This is a genomic window from Bacillus sp. JJ1609 (assembly GCF_036967045.1).
In the GTDB taxonomy this organism is placed as follows: domain Bacteria; phylum Bacillota; class Bacilli; order Bacillales; family Cytobacillaceae; genus Mesobacillus.
Map to the genome: position 1 here is coordinate 197110 of NZ_JBALSS010000008.1, position 18714 is coordinate 215823.

The 18714-nt window shown below is 40.2% G+C and carries 18 protein-coding genes and 2 riboswitches; of the genes, 4 read left to right on the forward strand and 14 right to left on the reverse strand.

Annotation, left to right across the window (positions count from 1 at the left end):
- Together V7654_RS09720 and V7654_RS09725 are read right to left on the reverse strand one after the other, a co-directional pair.
- The coding region (locus V7654_RS09720; protein WP_335430141.1) for a transglycosylase domain-containing protein at window positions 1–2105 on the reverse strand (2105 nt) is incomplete at its 3' end.
- A gap of 307 nt (window positions 2106–2412) precedes the next feature.
- Complete coding sequence (locus tag V7654_RS09725) at window positions 2413–2604, reverse strand: hypothetical protein (RefSeq protein WP_335430142.1); 192 nt, start codon at window positions 2602–2604, stop codon at window positions 2413–2415.
- A 179-nt stretch (window positions 2605–2783) separates the two neighbouring features.
- Here V7654_RS09725 and V7654_RS09730 point away from each other — a divergent pair, with 179 nt between their 5' ends.
- Window positions 2784–3302, forward strand: coding sequence for a universal stress protein (locus V7654_RS09730; protein ID WP_335430143.1), 519 nt, complete (start codon window positions 2784–2786; stop codon window positions 3300–3302).
- A 49-nt stretch (window positions 3303–3351) separates the two neighbouring features.
- Here the strand turns inward: V7654_RS09730 and V7654_RS09735 are convergent, their stop codons facing one another.
- From V7654_RS09735 to thiT, 5 genes are all read right to left on the reverse strand, one after another.
- Complete coding sequence (locus V7654_RS09735) at window positions 3352–3810, reverse strand: helix-turn-helix transcriptional regulator (RefSeq protein ID WP_335430144.1); 459 nt, start codon at window positions 3808–3810, stop codon at window positions 3352–3354.
- A 269-nt stretch (window positions 3811–4079) separates the two neighbouring features.
- On the reverse strand, window positions 4080–4241 hold the full coding sequence (locus V7654_RS09740; protein ID WP_335430145.1) for a FeoB-associated Cys-rich membrane protein: 162 nt from the start codon (window positions 4239–4241) through the stop codon (window positions 4080–4082).
- Between the two features lie 16 nt (window positions 4242–4257).
- A complete protein-coding gene (gene feoB, locus V7654_RS09745; RefSeq protein WP_335430146.1) occupies window positions 4258–6267 on the reverse strand; it encodes a ferrous iron transport protein B in 2010 nt (669 codons plus the stop codon).
- Window positions 6267–6491: a FeoA family protein gene (locus V7654_RS09750; RefSeq protein WP_335430147.1), complete on the reverse strand. Its 225-nt coding sequence runs from the start codon at window positions 6489–6491 to the stop codon at window positions 6267–6269. The genes feoB and V7654_RS09750 overlap by 1 nt, the downstream gene beginning before the upstream one ends.
- A 315-nt stretch (window positions 6492–6806) precedes the next feature.
- On the reverse strand, window positions 6807–7406 hold the full coding sequence (gene thiT / locus V7654_RS09755; protein ID WP_335430148.1) for an energy-coupled thiamine transporter ThiT: 600 nt from the start codon (window positions 7404–7406) through the stop codon (window positions 6807–6809).
- Between the two features lie 107 nt (window positions 7407–7513).
- Window positions 7514–7620, reverse strand: a riboswitch (TPP riboswitch).
- 555 nt (window positions 7621–8175) lie between these two features.
- On the opposite strand from thiT, the gene V7654_RS09760 reads away from it, so the two are divergent.
- The gene (locus tag V7654_RS09760; RefSeq protein ID WP_335430149.1) at window positions 8176–9306 is read left to right on the forward strand and encodes a histidine kinase N-terminal domain-containing protein; all 1131 of its coding nucleotides are present in this window, start codon (window positions 8176–8178) and stop codon (window positions 9304–9306) included.
- A 134-nt stretch (window positions 9307–9440) separates the two neighbouring features.
- Here V7654_RS09760 and V7654_RS09765 read toward each other — a convergent pair whose 3' ends face one another.
- The gene (locus tag V7654_RS09765; RefSeq protein ID WP_335430150.1) at window positions 9441–10715 is read right to left on the reverse strand and encodes a dicarboxylate/amino acid:cation symporter; all 1275 of its coding nucleotides are present in this window, start codon (window positions 10713–10715) and stop codon (window positions 9441–9443) included.
- A 116-nt stretch (window positions 10716–10831) separates the two neighbouring features.
- Here V7654_RS09765 and V7654_RS09770 point away from each other — a divergent pair, with 116 nt between their 5' ends.
- Entirely contained in the window at window positions 10832–11395 is a 564-nt protein-coding gene (locus tag V7654_RS09770; protein WP_335430151.1) for a GNAT family N-acetyltransferase, read from the forward strand.
- 34 nt (window positions 11396–11429) lie between these two features.
- Here the strand turns inward: V7654_RS09770 and V7654_RS09775 are convergent, their stop codons facing one another.
- On the reverse strand, window positions 11430–12497 hold the full coding sequence (locus V7654_RS09775; protein ID WP_335430152.1) for an ATP-binding protein: 1068 nt from the start codon (window positions 12495–12497) through the stop codon (window positions 11430–11432).
- A 501-nt stretch (window positions 12498–12998) separates the two neighbouring features.
- Here V7654_RS09775 and V7654_RS09780 point away from each other — a divergent pair.
- Window positions 12999–14348 (forward strand): hemolysin family protein, encoded by a 1350-nt coding sequence (locus V7654_RS09780; protein ID WP_438825278.1) that lies wholly within the window; start codon window positions 12999–13001, stop codon window positions 14346–14348.
- A gap of 43 nt (window positions 14349–14391) precedes the next feature.
- Here V7654_RS09780 and V7654_RS09785 read toward each other — a convergent pair whose 3' ends face one another.
- The 5 genes from V7654_RS09785 to sugE form a co-directional block, all read right to left on the reverse strand.
- Window positions 14392–15354, reverse strand: coding sequence for a cation diffusion facilitator family transporter (locus tag V7654_RS09785; protein ID WP_335430154.1), 963 nt, complete (start codon window positions 15352–15354; stop codon window positions 14392–14394).
- 180 nt (window positions 15355–15534) lie between these two features.
- Window positions 15535–15729, reverse strand: coding sequence for a hypothetical protein (locus V7654_RS09790; protein WP_335430155.1), 195 nt, complete (start codon window positions 15727–15729; stop codon window positions 15535–15537).
- A 131-nt stretch (window positions 15730–15860) separates the two neighbouring features.
- The gene (locus tag V7654_RS09795; RefSeq protein WP_335430156.1) at window positions 15861–17330 is read right to left on the reverse strand and encodes a TIGR04190 family B12-binding domain/radical SAM domain protein; all 1470 of its coding nucleotides are present in this window, start codon (window positions 17328–17330) and stop codon (window positions 15861–15863) included.
- 319 nt (window positions 17331–17649) lie between these two features.
- Window positions 17650–18015, reverse strand: a complete 366-nt coding sequence (locus V7654_RS09800; protein ID WP_335430157.1) for a hypothetical protein — start codon at window positions 18013–18015, stop codon at window positions 17650–17652.
- Window positions 18016–18205: 190 nt separating this feature from the next.
- On the reverse strand, window positions 18206–18529 hold the full coding sequence (gene sugE, locus V7654_RS09805) for a quaternary ammonium compound efflux SMR transporter SugE (protein ID WP_335430158.1): 324 nt from the start codon (window positions 18527–18529) through the stop codon (window positions 18206–18208).
- A 47-nt stretch (window positions 18530–18576) separates the two neighbouring features.
- Window positions 18577–18672: riboswitch (guanidine-I (ykkC/yxkD leader) on the reverse strand.
- Between the last annotated feature and the right edge of the window lie 42 nt (window positions 18673–18714).

The following is an 18714-nucleotide window of genomic DNA, read 5'->3' on the forward strand; positions in this document are numbered from 1 at the left end:
GTATCTCCGCCTGTGTCGCCAGTTCCTCCAGTTCCACCTGTATTGCCACTATCGTCTCCACCTTCACTCCCTCCAGTCTGGGTGGTGTCAGTGGTTGTTTCTTTTTTCTGATCTTCAGTTTCAGACTTATCTTCTTTCTTTCCTTTTATCTTTTCTTTCGCTTGTTCCCATTGCTTCTTTAGCTTTTCAGATTCTTGCTTCATTCTCTCTTCAAGTTCTTTTACTGTTTTTGCGCGCTTCGCTTTTTTCTGTTCCTCTATATACTTTGAAATGTCAGGGACATTGAATGAGACTGCCTCGGTATCTTTTAAAGCCTCAGACATAAAGTCCTTGAAAACAAGCGCTGCTCCTTCACTGCTTGTCGTGGTTAAGAAATGATCTTTATCGGTTTTGTCATACCCAACCCATACAGCTCCTACAAGCTGTGGTGTATAACCAACAAACCATTGATCCTTTGTACCATTTATGCCCTCAATAGGTACTTGCGTAGAACCTGTTTTCCCTGCTAATTCACGGCCAGGAATTTGTGCGCCTTTACCAGTTCCTTCTTCGACGACTCCTAACAGCATTGTCGTCATTTTCTGGGCTGTCTCTTTAGAGATCGCCTGACTTTTCTTTCCTTTCCATTCAGCGATTGTATTGCCTTCTTTATCAGTTATTTTCGTAATGGCATGCGCCTCATGTCGTTCACCTGAATTTGCAAATGGTGAATAGGCTTCTGCCATATCTACTGGTGAGACACCAGTAGATAGTCCGCCCAGCGCGAGTCCAAGCTGACGGTCCTTTTGTGGATCAAGGGTGATGCCAAACTTTTTAACCGACTCCATTCCTTTAACGATGCCAATTTCATTCAACAGCCATACTGCAGGAACGTTCAGTGAATCCTTTAATGCTTCATACATTGGCACTTCGCCTTTATATTCACCATTATAGTTTTCAGGTTTATAATCTTGTAAATCTAATTCTTCATCTTTAAGCATATCCGTTACATCCCAGCCTTCTTCAATTGCCGGGGCATATACAGCCAGCGGTTTCATTGCCGAACCAGGCTGAGCTTTTAATTGAGTTGCTCGATTGTATCCACGGAATACATGTTCACCTCGGCCGCCAACCAGGGCACGGATACCACCTGATTTAGGATCGATTAAAGTAGCGCCGCTTTGGACGATTTGGTTATCAGTCCCTTTAGGGAAAATTTCATCCTTTGCATAAGTAGCTTCTACAGCTGATTGCATTGTTACATCCAGCTCAGTATATATTTGTAGCCCCCCAGTTAAAATTTCCTCCTGTGTAAGACCGTATTTCGAAATTGCTTCATCGATGACGTGATCTAAGTAATATGGATATTGGCCGCGCAGCGGATCTCCGCCATCTTCGTTCAGCACAACCTTCTCGGCCACTGCATTCTTGTACTCATCGTCGGTTATAAATCCATTGGTCTTCATCATCTGAAGCACCACATCTCTTCTTTCCATCGCCTTATCATAGTTTTTATAAGGGTCCAGAGACGATGGGGCCTTGATTAAACCTGCAATCGTGGCTGCTTCGCTGATGCTTAAGTCCTTTACATCTTTACCGAAATAACCCATTGCTGCTCGCTTTATTCCCCATGAACCATTTCCAAAATAAATGCGGTTTAAGTACATTTGCATGATTTCATCTTTTGAATATTGCTTCTCAATTTCCCTCGCAAGGAAAAACTCCTCAAGCTTTCGTTTATACGTCTTTTCGGTAGACAATAAAGCATTTTTTGTTAACTGCTGAGTGATCGTACTGCCGCCTTCCACAACGGAACCAGCTTTTACATTTTTGACAAAAGCTCTTGAAATACCAACAAGGTCTACTCCATCATGCTCATAAAAGCGGTGATCCTCAATTGCGACTACAGCATTTTTTACATGGTCAGGAACCTCTTCAATCTTAATCCCTTCATTTTTTAATGCCGAGATCTTACTTGCCACTTCTCCATTTGCATCATAGATGATCGTAGGCTGAGCCAAGTCATCATTTAAGGCACTGATATCAGCACCCTCTGAAAAAACATGAAAAAAGCTTAAAAAAGCCAAAACAGCTGTCGAAACGGACAAAACTAGCACCTGATTCATATGTAGTCGTTTCCAGCCTCTAAGAAAACGTGTTGCTATTGAATTTTTGCTCACTGAGCACCCCAACCTTTTAAAAATAGTTTAGAAATATGACACTATCTTTTACCCATTTTTAAAAGGAATTAACACATATTGCCTAATATCAGCGAAAAAAGACATAATGAGGATATTTTTTTTGAGGGTTTGTAATATCAAAGGCTAACTGGCCCTTCAGGGAATAGATTTTTCTCGAACTGTAGCAGTTATTAATCGTGGCATTTAAAAGAACATAAAAAAAACCAATCGATCATATAGATCGATTGGTTTCCTATTGGGTCTGAATCTGCTGTACTTCTTCGATTATCTGCTGCACAGCCAATTCGCTGTCACGTTCTCTAAGGAGCGTTTCCATATACATATAAACGAGTTGTTTCGTCTTATCATCCGCTTTGATGATATCAAGATGCTGGAGACATTTACGAATAGTCGGATGGATGGACTTTTGTGTATCAAAAACCATTCCTGCCACTCCTCTTTCCTATTTCTTTTGTAATTGAGAGCAACAAATCTTTTATTACAAATTTCGCCAGCTTGTGAGAGTTTTTGAGGGTCAATTAGTCAATTTAGGCTGCATGAGTTTTTTCTTTTAAAAGGGGTATTAAATAGGAAGAAGCTAAAAATCTTTGGAGGGTGATTGATATGGCAGAAATAAAGAGAGTACTGCTCGCGTATGATGATTCCCCTGGCAGCAAAAAAGCTTTGCAACTGGCAAAGGAACTGACGGGAAAGTTCTCGGGAGTTCAATTATTTATTGCCCATGTTTTTGAGGAGAGAATGAGAACGGAAACGGTTCAGTCTGCCCAACGGCCAATTGAACCTCTGCCTATCAACAATTTTCCGGCAGACGGCATTCAGGTTCCGCCTCTTGCGTTTGAGCAGGGTTCTATTGATAAATCAGAGCATGCCATTATTACCAATAGCTCCGAACAAGCTTTTAACAATGCTAAAGCAGAGCTTAATTCACTAAATATAGATACAAACTATTCGGTTCTTGAAGGAAATCCAGCTGATAGCATCTGTGACTATGCTAATGAGGTAAATGCTGATTTGGTCATCATCGGCCAGTCAGGCAGCGGAGGACTTAAACGCAAGCTGCTAGGCGGCGTCACCCAGAAGGTTGCCAATAATGCACCTTGCAATGTAATGATCGCAAAATAACTTATACTAAAAAGCCGGGTGGGTAGTCATCCGGCTTTTTTCACCATTTTCATTTAAGTTCTGAAGAAAGTTCCATCAGCCGTTCTTTCGTTTCCAGTTCCTCAAAACTGCTGAAAATACGGAAATCATCTTGATCCAAAATTCTAAAATGCTGGCTGATTATATTTTGCTGCATAACAAAACCGCCAGCCCGTTCAACTTCCCGCCACCAAACTTTACCGCCAAGTGTTTTTTCCTTCCGGTAATCTGTGCCCTCATGAGCAATAGTTTCCAGAACTTCTAATGGTTCATTGCCAAATAAAAACTGGATTGTCTCTGTCTCACGGAACAATGCGCAAATAGTCACAACTGTAGACCAGCCAGCCTGAGCCCTTCCCTTTTCAATTTGGACTAGTGTTTTTTTAGAAAGGCCAATGATTTCAGCCATTTTATCCTGGGTATAGCCAACTTCCGCTCGAAGCACCCTTACTTTTTCAGAAACCCTATCGATGATTTCATCTCTCGTCATCAGCTTCATTCCCTCATGTTCTTTTAGTGTAATATTACACTTGATTTGTTGAATTTCAAAATACTTTTAACTGAAATTGAAAAGTATTTTTTTTGAACCTGTTATACCCTTAATGGTTTTAATTTCAGGGGCTTGTAAAGGGTGTTACTTTTCTAAAAGCTGTGTTGAACTTGTCTGTATATTTACGCTCCTTGCCCTTCGTGAATAACCAGATTATGCATTAACAATTCCGATAAAAAAGGAATGCGTTGATACGCATTCCTGATTGATTATTTTGCTTTTTTTTCCGGTACGACGCTACAATTGCTGGTGCATGAACTTTGAATTGAGCATGCGGCACATTTGCCTTCTTTAGATTTTTGGATGAAGCGGTAGAAGGCCCAGCCGGCGTAACCGAAAATTGCACCACCGATAATAATGTTCACTAACACTAATGTTTCCCCCTTCTTAGCTAAGTCCTATTAGCTTGCCGCCTTGGTAAATGGCCAATGATAATAGATAAGCGATAAAGAGTGCATAGCCGATTGAAAAGGCTGTCCATTGCTTCGAACCAGTTTCCTTGTAAATGGTAGCTGTTGTTGCAAGGCAAGGAATGTAAAGCAGGATGAAGACCATAAAACTGTATGCTGCCAGCGGAGTATAATGGACAGCCAGCAAGCCCTGCAAGCTTGCTTCATCTGGAACGAAATAAATGATATTCATTGTCGAAATGATCGATTCTTTTGCAAGGAAGCCTGTAATCAAGGACGCGCTTGCTTGCCAGGTTCCAAAGCCGATTGGTGCAAATAGTGGTGCAAAAATGCTTCCTATTGCGGCCAAGTAGCTGCCATCCATGCTGACATTCAAGCCATCAGGACCTGCATAGGCCAGCAGCCAGATAAGCACAGAGCCTGCAAAGATGAATGTACCAGCCTTTTTCACAAAACCTTTCCCCTTATCCCAAGTGCTTCTCCAAAGCGCACGTGCCTGGGGCAGGCGGTAAGGCGGCAATTCGATGACAAACACAGACGTTTCACCCTTTAACAGCGTCTTTGAGAACACCTTAGCGAGGACAAGAGCGACCACGACACCTAACACATACAAACTTAATACAACCAATGCCTTTTGCTCTACGAAAAATGCCCCCACGAATAAGGCATATACAGGCAAGCGGGCTGAACAGGACATCAATGGCGTCAAAAGAATCGTCATCAATCTCTCCTTTGGCGTCTCGATTGTCCTTGCTGCCATAATTCCAGGTACATTGCAGCCAAATCCTATCATCATAGGGATAAACGCTTTTCCATTCAACCCCACAGATTCCATCAAACGGTCCATAACAAGAGCTACACGGGCCATATACCCTGAGTCTTCAAGCAGCGATATAAAGAAAAATAAAATGAAGATTTGCGGGACAAATACAAGTACTCCTCCTACACCCGCAACAATACCATCAAGAATAAGGTCCTTGATGAAAGGCGCAGCGCCCGCCGCAGCTAGTGCAGCTGTGATTCCTGATGTTACTGGGCCTGATAAAAGTGCATCCAATGCATCTGACAGCGGGAAACCCAGCCAATCAAAGGTAAGCATGAACATGACATACATCAAGAATAAGAAGATAGGAATCCCCAGAAATTTATTCGTTACAACCATATCAACCTTCTCGGTTAACGGAACTTTTTGATGATCAGTTTTTGAGCTTGATGATGAAACAATATTATCTATTGTTTCACTTCGTTTTCGATAAATGACCTGGTCAAGTGCTTGCCTGTCACCTGAAATTCTTGCATGGGAGGCTGCAACAGATTCGATAAGGGTATCTAACCCTTCCAAAGCCAGATCATTTTCCAGATAACTTTTCACATACGGGTTACCTTCGAACAGCTGAAGTGCCAGCCAGCGTACGGGAAGATTTGTCCGTCCGTCCAACATGGTACCCATCTTAAGGATTCCATCCTCGATGGCTTTTCCATAGTATACGAGGTTTGCCTTTCCGCTTCGGACAAATTTACCTGTCACCATTTCAGCGAGCTCATCGCAGCCTTTGCCAGTCCTTGCCACTACTGGAGCTACTGTCACACCCAGTGCTTCAGAAAGTTTATCAATATCAATTTTTATGCCGCGGTTTTTAGCGACATCCAGCATATTCAACCCAATAATGACAGGAGCGCCATATTCCATAAGCTGGAGGGTTAGGTGGAGATTTCGTCTTAACTGAGAAGCATCAAGGATATTAAGCAATTTTTGAATCGGCTCGTTCAGAAAAAAATTCGTGACGACTCCTTCATCCTTCGAGAGTGGATTAAGTGTGTAGACACCTGGAAGATCAATCAGCTGATCTTTGCTATTTTTAAATATACCTATTTTTTTCTCAACGGTTACACCGCTCCAATTGCCAACATATTCATATGAACCTGTTAAATTATTAAATAGTGAAGTTTTGCCTGTATTGGGATTCCCAATGAGCGCAATGTTCATCATACTCGCTCCACTTCGATTCTATGTGCTTCTTTCCTGCGGATTCCGATGCATTGGCCGCAGGACTCGACCATCACTGGACCGCCAAAGGGAAGGATGCACTTCACGCATACTTCAGCACCCTCCGCAATTCCTAAATCCAGTAATCTTCTCCTGACAAATTTGTCAGCACCAGCAATATTCAAGATCCGGCCCTTTTCTCCAGCCTTAAGTTTTCCCAGCATCGCCATCACCTTTTTTTGTAGATTGAAAGTTTAATAATAATATAATTGAGAATGATTCTCTTTATTATTTAATTTTGTTCCAGTGGAATAATAAATAACATTTAATTGAGAATGATTATCTTTATTTAATCAATATGAAAGAATTACAACTGTGACATAAATCACAAATAGAAATTTAATTGATGTTTTTAATAAAATCTCCACATGATTGACAATATTTTTTAAAGCTGTTAAATTTCGTCCCAAAATGATTATATACCCTAATTGGTATATAAATAAATACAAAAAGAAGAGCTTTTCAGCTCTCCTCACTTTTTACATTGTTTTTTTACTTACATTTGCAAATTGAACCATTCTTGACGGTGCTGCGCTAATAACAAGAATGACGACAATCGCACTTAAAATCATGCTTGGGAGCATATAAGTGCCATTATAAATAAAGGAATATAGCCATGCTGACTGTCCTTCAGGTGCATAGCTTCCGAAGAAAATCCATCCGGAAAGAAAATGTGAAATAAAACGAAGCGCACTGCCAATAAAGGTACCTGCTATGACAAGAGCCATCCATTTTTTCTTGTTCCCCTCTTGCATGCTGGCTTTTACTTGGGATGCGAATATTCCTGCCAATCCCAACAAAGCAAAGGCAACGAGATAATCAAGTATTCCCTGTACCGGATGATAAATTTGTGACATTCCAAGAATAAATTGTAAAAGTCCAAATAAAAAGCCTGTAAGAACTCCACCCTTAACTCCCCAGCGGAATGCCATTAGGAAAACAGGTACCATCGCAATTGATACCGATCCGCCTTGTGGCCAAATCCTTGAAAATAAAAATCCTGAAAATAAATCCAGCAAATAAGCCAGAGCGGAAAATACTGCAACTTCCACTAAAAATAAAGTTTGTTTTTGTTTCATCATTGTTCCTCCTTCTTTTCAGAATGAGGTCCGTTTCCAACACGCCTTTTCTGCTTCAGAAACAAAAAAAGCAATCAGGGGATCGATATAGGATTCCCATGATTGCTTTCCTATCGCATCCACATTCCTACGCTAGCATTAACTAACAGGTTCAAAGGGTAAGAACTCGGGCGCTCACTCTCAGCTGCAATTTGCAGCTCCCCTTGTGGTCATATTTAATTTCTCACCTATGAATATACTATTTCTCATTGTTAATAACAAGTAAAATCTTTTTATTAAAGGCTCTGTTAAACTTGTCTGTTGATTTCCGCTCCTGGCACTCGCTTTCCGCGGAAGAAGTATGAAAAAGCTCAAGAGCCAGCTTTTTCAAGGACAAATTCTTCTAGGGGCGTCAGGTGAGCCTCCTCGTCGCTTTGCTCCTGCGGGGTTAAATGGTCCTTCTGACGGATCATTTCAACCTAGGTCTCACCTTGGCCGCTGATCCCGCAGGAGTCGAGTGCCCTCCGCTCCAATCAACAGGTGCTTATAATTAACATTGAACTACAACAGAGCCTTAGTAAAATTCAGTTAAACCAGGTAAATTAGCGCGGTAATGTCGAATATCTATATAGACAAAAATTCCTTTCATATGATAAAAAACTCGGTCTTTTGTCACATTTTTGCCTGTTCGACGCGTTTCTCCGCATCTTCTTATTATTCGACAAAGGGATTTACGATTTTTCAACGAATGTTTTAGAAACGGAAAAGTTAAACTGGGGGACTTAAAAAAATGCTGCCAATAACACAAAACCGATTGCTTAGCTTCCTGACTAGTGAAAAAGAAAATCTGATTGCCGAATGGAATGAAAATTTAATCGTATCTGAAGACGATCCATATAAACAAAAAATAAATAAGAATGCCGAAGATATGTACGCAATTATCATCGCGGTCTTTACAAAAACGAATGAAGAGCTTGATGAACATCTTCAAAAAATAGCCTTTACCGTAGGAGAGGAACGAGTACGCTCTGATATCAATATTGGAGATTTTGTATATAACGTGAACTCCGGGCGTTCTGTCATTTACAAGCATTTGCACAAACTGAATGTGGAATGGGAGGAACTTCAAGGCACTATTAATAGAATCAACTACTGTTTTGATACTTTTCTTTATTACGCAGTATCCTATTATAATGAACAAAAAAATAAAATCATCGAGGAAAAAAACGAATTCATTGATTCAACACATAAGGACAGATTGACCTTGCTTGGACAAATGACCTCGAGTTTTATTCATGAATTCCGAAACCCATTAACTTCGATTCAGGGATTTATCCAGCTTTTAAAATCAGACCATCCCGAAATGAAGTATCTGGATATTATCTCCAGTGAATTAGAACAATTGAATTTCCGCATTTCCCAATTTCTACTTTTATCGAAAAAAGAACTGATTGGTAAAGAGAAAAATCTATTCTCCTTGAACAAGATGATCGATGAAGTATTAAATTTCCTTTATCCAAGCATCTTAGATACAAATGTCAGGATTGTAAAGAATGTCGCAGATGACATGGAATTATTCGGTTATGCGGATGAAATCAGACAGGTACTCATCAACATTATCTTTAACGCCATTGATGTTTTAAGCCAATACCGTGAGGATCCAAAGATTGAAATCAAGGGATTTTTTGTGAATGACACTCATATAAAATTAGAGATTGCCAATAACGGGCCTGTAATTCCTGACAATTTACTGAAGACGATATTCGAACCTTTTGTAACAACAAAAACCCTTGGAACCGGCTTGGGTCTTTTCGTCTGCAGGGAAATTATTGAAAAGCATAAAGGGATTCTTGCATGTTCATCAGAACCTGAAAAAACATCATTTATTATTTTGCTGCCACTCACCGGTAATGAAAGCTAATAATCTTATAAAAGCATAAATGAAAGTGAAGTGTGACTTCTGCTAAAGAGGTTCCAAACAAAAATAACCTTGATCACAACCTCAATAAAAGCCCGTCCTTTATAAAAAAGGAACGGGCTTTTTAGGTCATCGTATTATTCTGTATATTCTAATGAACGTTTTTCATTCATCCTTTTCACTCTAAGTTTTTCACTCTTTACTGCATGCTTCTTTTCTGATTCAGCCACAATGACTGCACATGCTGCGTCACCTGTAATGTTGACAGCTGTACGCGCCATATCAAGCAGACGGTCAATACCGAGAATCAACCCAATACCCTCAACAGGCAATCCGACAGACTGCAGAACCATTGCAAGCATGATCAACCCTACTCCTGGGACACCCGCAGTACCAATGCTTGCAAGGACCGCTGTTATTACAACTGTTCCAAGTTCAGCAAGTGTTAGGTCTACTCCATACACCTGAGCAATAAAGATTGTTGCAACCCCCTGCATGATTGCCGTGCCATCCATATTAATCGTCGCACCCAACGGCTGTACGAAACTGCTGACTGATTCTGGAACACGAAGATTCTTTTGAGCCGTTTCCATCGAAACTGGCAAGGTAGCATTACTGCTTGAGGTACTGAAAGCTACACCCATTGCTGGAGAGAAACCTTTGAAGAACCAGAAAGGGTTTTTACGCGCAAGGAAATATACACTTGATCCATAAGTTAAAAGAGCATGGATAATTAAAGCGAGTAGCACGACTAGCATATATACGCCCATCGCTTTAATTGCACCGATCCCTTGGCTGCCAATTGCCGTCGCAATCAAGCCAAATGTACCAAATGGTGCAAACTTCATCACAAGGCTGACTAAATACATCATAATGTCATTACCTTGCTCTATAAGATTCAAAACTCCTTTTGTTTTATTGCCAAGCGCAGTTAACGCAATCCCGATAAATAAAGCAAACACAATTACTTGAAGCATATTTCCAGTAGTTAATGCTTCAAACGGATTTGTCGGAATAAGATTTAAGAAGGTCTCACTGACTGATGGAGCTTTTTCTGCTTTAAATTCAGCTCCACTTGTATCAAACTCACCCATCAATCCAGGCTTAATAAGGTAAGACAAGGAAATACCAATTACAATCGCAATCGCTGTCGTGACAAGAAAGTAAGTGACTGTTTTCAAACCAATTCTGCCGAGTTTTTTAGGATCCCCTAACCCAGCTGTTCCCAAAATGATTGAGAATAAGACAATCGGCACAACAAGCATGCTGATCAAATTTATGAAAATCTTGCCTAGCGGCGTAAATAAAAATTTATCCAAAACTGAGAACAGCTCTGGTGAAAAGATGTTGAGAATTAATCCGGTCAGAGCACCTAGACCTAGACCGATTAATATCTTTGTTGTTAGCTTCATATTCTTCCTCCCAGATAAAAAAGTGTAAAAAACTATGTAAGGGTTTATTCCCTGAATGAACAGGATTAAACACCCGTTGGTAAAATGGTGGATTGTACGAAAAGGAGGGCAGTGAAATGTTTTCTTTAATAGTAGATGGTGAAATTAAGTTACACGTCTTCCAGGAATACCAAGCCGACGAGCTTTTTTGGCTGGTTGATTCAAACAGAGAGTATATGCGGACTTGGCTTCCATGGGTAGACAATATGCTTTCTGCTGAACAATTTTATACAATTATCAAGTTGTGGAAAAAACAATTTCATGAGAAAAGCGGCTTTCATTTAGCCATCAGGCACAGAGGAATCCTTGCAGGAAGCATTAGCCTGCACGGTGTAGACTGGTTTAACTCACAGGCAAGCATTGGGTATTACCTTATAGAAAAAATGCAGGGAAAGGGAATCATAACAAGAGCAATCCAGGCAGTCCTCAGCTATGGCTTTTTAGAGCTGGGTCTTAACCGGATTGAGGTACGGTGCGGAAGAACCAATTATAAAAGCCAGGCAATCCCCGAAAAGTTGGGGTTTATAAAGGAGGGGATTATACGTGATGGCGAGTACCTAAATGGGGGGTTTCATGATTTGATTGTATATGGACTTTTATCAAGGGAGTGGCAGCAAAAAATGGGCAGATCAATCCGGTGATGCCAGTTAAACGCATACTCACTTTCAGATGAAATTAAGTCACAGGCAGATGCAGAATGAAAGTTGTCCCTTTGCAATTGGAATCTACCGTAATCTTCCCGCCATGTTCTTCAGCGATTTTATAGCAGATCATCAATCCAAGCCCGTTTCCATTCTCTTTTGTTGTAAAAAACGGCTTGCCGAGCTTGTCCAAATGCTCAGGCTGAATGCCCTTCCCATTATCGGTAATCGAAATAAGAATTGTATCCTCCACTTTTGTTAATTCAACGATAATCGCACCAGGTGAATCCATGGCATCAATTGCGTTCATCAGTAAATTTATAAATACCTGTTTCATTTTGTCCCCATCACAAAGAAGCATGGCATCACTAAGATTTGAGCGCTTTGTAATCTCGACACATTTTTTCGCTGCTTCAGCCATTAGCAAGGTGATTGCATGATCAGCCAGACAATTTAAATCAAATGAACTAAAATCGGATTTATGTGGTTTAGCCATCATCATTAATTCTTTTGAAACCACCTCGATCCTTTTTATCTCCTCTTCCATGATTGCTAAATAGCTATGGTTCATTTTAGTTTCAGCCTTCATGAGCTGGATAAAACCCTTCAAGCTTGTCAAAGGATTTTTTATTTCATGTGCGATTCCGGCTGCAAGCTGACCAACAACATTCAGTTTTTCATACTCAAGAATAAAATGCTCTGCTTTAATTTTGGCAGAAACATCACTTGTTACAGAAAATAATTCGAAAGGTTTATTCGTTTCAGGGTGCCTGATTACAGATATTTGTGAATTCACCCAAATATACACTCCGTCTTTCCGCTTTATGCGATATGTTAGGCAGCAAATTCCCTCACCTTCAGGCATGGCAATACTCGAGATTCTTTTGTAATCATCAGCATGGACAAAAAGCGTATATACTCTGCCGATTAGTTCGGAAGGATCGTATCCAAGCATGGTTGCAACAGAAGGAGAAACATACTTAATAATACCCTCCGGTGTACGCTTGCAAATAAAATCCATTGCTGGTTCGACCCAGATATTTTCATTAGGTTTTGCAAGTTTATTTAATTTATTTTCCAAACTAGACACAAGAATACTCATATACAGCCTCCTTCCTTAGATTTTACTGAATATTTTAATAAGTTACAAATACTAAATGTTAATTTCCTGTTAAATAGGATATTTTTACCATTGGGAAAATTTCTGCGAAATCTGCAATTTATTCAATTTGTAAAAATCTGAATTTTCTAATATAATTAACCGTAAACTTCATACTTTATGTGAAAGTTTCATACATTATTATCAAACGTATTAATTTTCACCTTTACCTTATCTCAATATGGTATAATTAATTTTAAATTTAAAAAGCTGAGGTGGTATGATGGGGCAATCTATCGTATCAAGAATGTAACAGCCATAAGCGCGGAAGCAACAGCATAACAGGATCAAGGGCCCTGGCTGTCACAGCCGCACGGAATGGGCCGTTATAAATCTTGAACAAATTAATCAATTCATTAAAAATAGAGCTTGTTTTACAGGCTTAATTTTCAGATTATCAGGAGGTGACTCCTTACCCGTAAATTGCGGGTTAAGGGAATTTATTTGGACATATTTAACTTGGTTATGATAGCCATTTTAATTGCTTTAACGGCATTTTTCGTCGTATCAGAATTTGCGATTGTTAAAGTGAGAAGTTCCAGAATTGATCAATTAATCGAGGAAGGCAACAAAAAGGCCATAGCTGCAAAAAAGGTAATTTCAAATCTGGATGAGTATTTATCCGCTTGCCAGCTTGGAATTACAGTTACCGCTCTAGGAATAGGCTGGCTTGGTGAACCGACGATTGCTTCGATGCTTCGCCCAGTATTTCACAGTCTAGATATTCCAGAATCATTTAGCCATGTTTTGGCAGTAGGTATATCGTTTGCCATTATCACATTTTTGCATGTGGTAGTCGGAGAATTGGCCCCGAAAACGTTAGCGATTCAAAAAGCAGAGTGGGTATCACTTAATACAGCTCGTCCACTGATCTTGTTCTACAAAATAATGTACCCTTTCATCTGGGCATTGAACGGATCTGCACGACTGGCTACCGGCCTTGTTGGATTAAAGCCTGTTTCAGAGCATGAATTGGCACATTCTGAAGAGGAACTTCGCATCATCCTTTCTGAGAGCTTAAAAAGTGGTGAAATCAACCAGTCAGAGTTTAAGTATGTAAACAAAATCTTCGAATTCGACAACCGGATCGCCAAAGAAATCATGGTACCCCGGACGGAAATTATCTCTCTGTCAAAAGAAGACACGCTGGAGACTTTCCTTCAGGTTGTAAAGGAAGAAAAATTCACACGCTATCCAATCATTGATGGAGACAAGGACCATATCGTTGGATTAGTCAATATAAAAGAAGTAATGACAGACTTGATTGATGAAGAAGGCCGTGCCAAAAAAACGCTAGATTCATATATTCGTCCAATCATCAGGGTTATTGACAGCATTCCAATCCATGATTTGCTTGTCAAAATGCAAAAAGAACGAATTCATATGGCCATTTTAATGGATGAGTATGGTGGTACTTCCGGACTTGTAACTGTTGAGGATATTCTAGAAGAAATTGTCGGTGAAATCCGCGATGAGTTTGACATGGATGAGATTCCAATGATCCGCAAGATCAAGGAAAGCCATTATATCATTGATGCCAAGATGCTTGTTGGCGAGGTTAATGACCTTCTTGGCCTTGATATAAATGATGAGGATGTCGATACGATCGGCGGCTGGATGCTTACTGAGAATTATGAAGTGAAACAGGGTGACATTGTCGGCTGCAGCCCTTACCTCTTCAAAATCATTGAGATGGAAGAGCATCACATTAAATATATCGAAGTAACAAAGCAGCAGGAATCGGAAAAACCAGCAGAAAATTTTTTGCTGAATAAGACGGAAGTGTTATCATAACGAAACCCGGCAGAATATCTCTGCCGGGTTTTTGTTTTGGTTCCTAATTCTCAAGCTTCCAGGTTTGGACATCGTCTGCTTCGATAATACCCATCACCACATCATCCACATCCGGATCGGCCAGGACCTTATCCCTAACCCTGAATTTAATATCATCTGCATCTGCAAGGGTAAGACCTTTACGAAGCTCCAGATAGCTTTCTACGTGATATTGTCTGCCTTCCTGGATAATCCTTAATTTGTTGATATCGACTACATCCGTGTCTGAAAGGATGGTTTTTGCAATTCTGTCCTCCAAATCCTGTGGGGCAGCTACACCTATTAGGCCGATTGTATTCTCATAACCAATCTTTAAAGCGATGCCTACCAGCAGAAGCCCAATCAGCAATGTCCCTATTCCATCAAGAAAGTAATAGCCTGTAACATCCGCTAGTACGATAGATGCTAAAGCCAGCAGCGCTCCAAACGTAGCAATCAAATCTTCGTAAAACACCAGCCTTGTCGGCGGTGCTGCGCGATTGACATTCTTAAAGGCATTCGCTATCAGCCCGGTTCCGTTTGCTTCTGTCCGCGTTTCATGTGCAATTTCCTTCATTGCCTTTAAGAGAATTGACCCATCCACAAGCACCGCCAAACCCATTATCGCAACATTAAGCCAGAGATTGGTCGAGGCTTTCGGGTGCTGGATCAGCTCCCATCCTTTTATAATGGTCTCGTATGCCATTATTGAAATGATGATTACGGCAATAAGCACGAATAAGTTCACGACTCGTCCAAATCCCATTGGGAAACGTTTTGTTGCCTCTTTTTCAGAAATCGAACTTCCGATAAAAACAAAGAATTGGTTCAGTGCGTCTGCGACTGAGTGTAGAGTCGTAGCAAGCATCGTTCCACTTCCGCTCACACCTGCCGCTACTCCTTTCACAACCGCAAGAAATGTATTTCCGAGTGCCGCAATACCGGATGATTTATTGCCTCTCTTAAAAAATTCAACAACTGAAGCCATTCATTCACCTGCTTTTTTGATTTATTTATATACGAGTTAAATGTTCTTTTACATTTTTCACATTACAGCTATCTTTAAACATTTAATTTCTACATTCACCAAGTACTGACACAAAACAAACACCCATTGAGAAATCTCAGGTGGGTCTCTTTTGTAATATCATCTGCCTATTCTTTTCTCTCATGGCCTGTTTTTACTTGCTTCTTCTATCTTCCTGTTGTATGCAGTTAAGCGCTGCTTTATATTTATATAAATGTCTTCGATCAATAGCTCGATTCCGATGGATGTCAGCGAGAAGATATTTGCATAGTGTTTTTTGACTTCCCATTTCAGTTCATGCTTGCCGCAAATGCTGTACTTATTTACTTCCTCCATCTCTTTGCTCAGCAATGCAAGCTGCTGTTCCTTTTCGCGCTCAGGAAGAAGGACAATTCCATCAATTTTTTCTATATATTCTAGTGACTTGATGATTTTCTCATGGACCTCATCATGTGTCTTTTGATCAACTAATTCATACTTAAGTTTGAAACATTCAGTTTTTTGGCTGACTCATAAGTTGAGTTGACGATTTCATCTCTGCTCATATAATCTGTTTCAAAGCTGAGCATGTATTTCCAGGATGGCTGGGTGATTGCTTTTCGATGATCTTCAAAAGTGTGGCAAAATTTCTTGTATCCATATTTCTCGGGATTTTCGAATGCCGGGCTTGCCGGATCAAGGAAGGGTGCTAGAGGTGCGACAAAATAGGAAAGCCTTGAATCCTGTCCGCACGCGATGTGAATCTTTTCGCAAAAATCAACATTACTGAGCGTACTTTCGTAAACCTGATGGGGAATGCCGACCATGAAAAAGATATCAATTTTTTTGCATCTATGCTTCAAAGCTGATTGTAGGGTTTCAATAACCTTGGCATTCGTACAATTAAATTTGCCATTGAAGCGGCGGATTTTTTCATCATGTGTTTCTAGCGTGAGTTCTATGCTATATTTAGGTACAACCTTCTCAATCTTCTCAAAGAATTCCTCGTTCGCATATTGGAATAACTCAAAAACCAGTTCATTCTTAAGTTTGAGTTTCCCTAAACGCTCAAAGAACTCGTCGACATATTCCTTTCCAGCCTGGCGGATATCATGCAGGATAAAAATAGGTGCCCTGCTAAAGCGCTGGATGAAAAGAATATCTTCTACAAGCTTCTCCGGTGCACGCTTAGCAAGAACTTTCCGATTGCAGTTATCCTTATACGATTGTTTGGAGCCGCCGCAAATCAGGCATCCCTGCGTACAGCCCTTTGCGGTCAAAATCGCTGTATTTGGATATTGAAGCCAACCTTTATATGGAAGTGGATCAAGAAAGTTCTTATATTTAAAAACCGACTTAATTGTGTATCGATAACCTGGGATATCGAACTCATCCAAACTGTCAGGTACATGGCTTAAAGGATTATATACAGGCTTTCCATCATTCTTCCAGGTTAGGTTGGGAATGCCACCAAGCTGGTGAGTGCCATTTTTCAGGCTGTTGATCAGTAGGAGCATTAATTTTTCTGTTGAATCCCCTCTCATAACAAAATCAATAAAAGGATATTCAATCAAATCTTTATGGTAATAGGTTGCAGACAGCCCGCCAAAAATCACTGGGGTATCAGGATGCAACTTTTTAACTATTTTGGCTAGTTCAATACTTCCGTGAGCATGGGGCAGCCAGTGCAAATCGATGCCAAAAGCCCTCGTCCTGAGTTTTTTCAGCTTCTTTTCCACATCAAAATTCCCATCCATCAGCATCCGGTTTGCGATATTGATAATTTTCACACGCAAGCCTTTCCGCTCAAGATAATCCGCAATGCTCGTCAACCCAATGGGATACATTTCAAAAACGGGTGAGGATGGAACAACATCGCTGATTGGCCCAGCCAGCAGAGCGTTCTTACGAAAATCATAAACACTAGGGGCATGAAGCAATACTAAGTCGTACTTCATTTGAATCACCTCGGGTAGAATTGATACTCTACTAAACTGCCTATAAAAGGAAAATGTAGGATTACACCCTAATCATAACGCTAAAGAGATGCGTCCCAATCTTGCAAAGGCAACTATTCTGTGAACGACTGACCGAGGCCACCTAACTGAACCTTGAAATGCATATAAATAAAGGTTTAGACTATTTATGAATATTTTGTGTTGGGTATCATTTAAGTTTCAAGGTAAGAACAGGATTTCTTGATTGATATCACTAGATGAAAAAAAACAAAGAGACTGCCCAAAAGCAGTCCCTCTAAAATATTATTGCTTCAATCATTTAGCATTTATCTTGTTGTACTATTAAAATTTCTTCCTCCACCCTGCCTAACTTAAGCAGATGAGAATCGAGACGCTTATGAATCGTGCTGAATTCTGCGTTATTTTTCACTTCGGCCTTTGCCAAAAGTTCCTGCAGTGCATTTTCTATCTTGGCGCTATGCATTTCTTCCATACGCTCAAGCGCATCTTTTATGTCTGTGATATCAATCTGGTTCGATGTGACACGATGTTCAATGCTATCCATTTTTTCAAGCCGTTCAAGTCTTTTTTCAATTCCTTCAGCTCTTTTATTCAATGAATCAATCGAATGTTCTATACCCTTTAAGAGATTAAAGATCTCAGAAATATTCCCTTCCGTTGTCATTGTTCATGTCCCCTTTATATTGACTTAAGAACATTTTATCACCATAAGACACATCGATATGTTACAAAACTGGGAACAATCAAGGGCTTTGTTTGAATTTTAGACATAAATGAACGTCACTGTAGATCAATCGTCATCAATAACTTTTCAGCATTCCTCCTGGAGAAATTAATTGAACTCCATTTTCCCTCTAGTTGCTTCCGGATGTTGCTTTTAGCCCGATAATTCCTATTAAAATGAATGCCACAAACATAAGTCTTAACATACTTTTTGGTTCTCCAAACAGTACAATCCCAAGAATTACTGCCCCGGCAGCCCCAATTCCCGTCCAAATAGCATATGCAGTACCGATGGGCAGTGTTTTAACAGCCATCGACAAAAAATAAAAGCTTATTGCCATTCCCAGCAAGGTAATTACCGTAGGGAACACCTTAGTGAATCCCTCTGTATATTTTAAGCCGATTGCCCAAACGACCTCAAAAACACCTGCGATGATTAAAAACACCCAAGCCATGTACATTTCTCCTTTCTAATAAAAAAACCCGGGAGATATCTGTGGATATCTCCCGGGTTTTTATCCCTCCGTGTACACAGGTATTCCTGTGCGCCCTCTCTCGGACCAGGCCAGCAAGCTGCGGAACCCTAGAGGACTTTTCATAATAGGTATAGTAACATAATCAAAACACTCAGTCAAAGCCA

What these genes read in the sequence shown, in the direction of transcription:
- V7654_RS09725 (WP_335430142.1), bottom strand. Translation starts at nt 2,604, where the DNA reads ATGGTTTTTGATACACAAAAGTCCATCCATCCGACTATTCGTAAATGT.
- V7654_RS09730 (WP_335430143.1), top strand. Translation starts at nt 2,784, where the DNA reads ATGGCAGAAATAAAGAGAGTACTGCTCGCGTATGATGATTCCCCTGGC.
- V7654_RS09735 (WP_335430144.1), bottom strand. Translation starts at nt 3,810, where the DNA reads ATGACGAGAGATGAAATCATCGATAGGGTTTCTGAAAAAGTAAGGGTG.
- feoB (WP_335430146.1), bottom strand. Translation starts at nt 6,267, where the DNA reads ATGAACATTGCGCTCATTGGGAATCCCAATACAGGCAAAACTTCACTA.
- V7654_RS09750 (WP_335430147.1), bottom strand. Translation starts at nt 6,491, where the DNA reads ATGCTGGGAAAACTTAAGGCTGGAGAAAAGGGCCGGATCTTGAATATT.
- thiT (WP_335430148.1), bottom strand. Translation starts at nt 7,406, where the DNA reads ATGAAACAAAAACAAACTTTATTTTTAGTGGAAGTTGCAGTATTTTCC.
- V7654_RS09760 (WP_335430149.1), top strand. Translation starts at nt 8,176, where the DNA reads ATGCTGCCAATAACACAAAACCGATTGCTTAGCTTCCTGACTAGTGAA.
- V7654_RS09765 (WP_335430150.1), bottom strand. Translation starts at nt 10,715, where the DNA reads ATGAAGCTAACAACAAAGATATTAATCGGTCTAGGTCTAGGTGCTCTG.
- V7654_RS09770 (WP_335430151.1), top strand. Translation starts at nt 10,832, where the DNA reads ATGTTTTCTTTAATAGTAGATGGTGAAATTAAGTTACACGTCTTCCAG.
- V7654_RS09775 (WP_335430152.1), bottom strand. Translation starts at nt 12,497, where the DNA reads ATGAGTATTCTTGTGTCTAGTTTGGAAAATAAATTAAATAAACTTGCA.
- V7654_RS09785 (WP_335430154.1), bottom strand. Translation starts at nt 15,354, where the DNA reads ATGGCTTCAGTTGTTGAATTTTTTAAGAGAGGCAATAAATCATCCGGT.
- V7654_RS09790 (WP_335430155.1), bottom strand. Translation starts at nt 15,729, where the DNA reads ATGGAGGAAGTAAATAAGTACAGCATTTGCGGCAAGCATGAACTGAAA.
- V7654_RS09795 (WP_335430156.1), bottom strand. Translation starts at nt 17,330, where the DNA reads ATGAAGTACGACTTAGTATTGCTTCATGCCCCTAGTGTTTATGATTTT.
- V7654_RS09800 (WP_335430157.1), bottom strand. Translation starts at nt 18,015, where the DNA reads ATGACAACGGAAGGGAATATTTCTGAGATCTTTAATCTCTTAAAGGGT.
- sugE (WP_335430158.1), bottom strand. Translation starts at nt 18,529, where the DNA reads ATGGCTTGGGTGTTTTTAATCATCGCAGGTGTTTTTGAGGTCGTTTGG.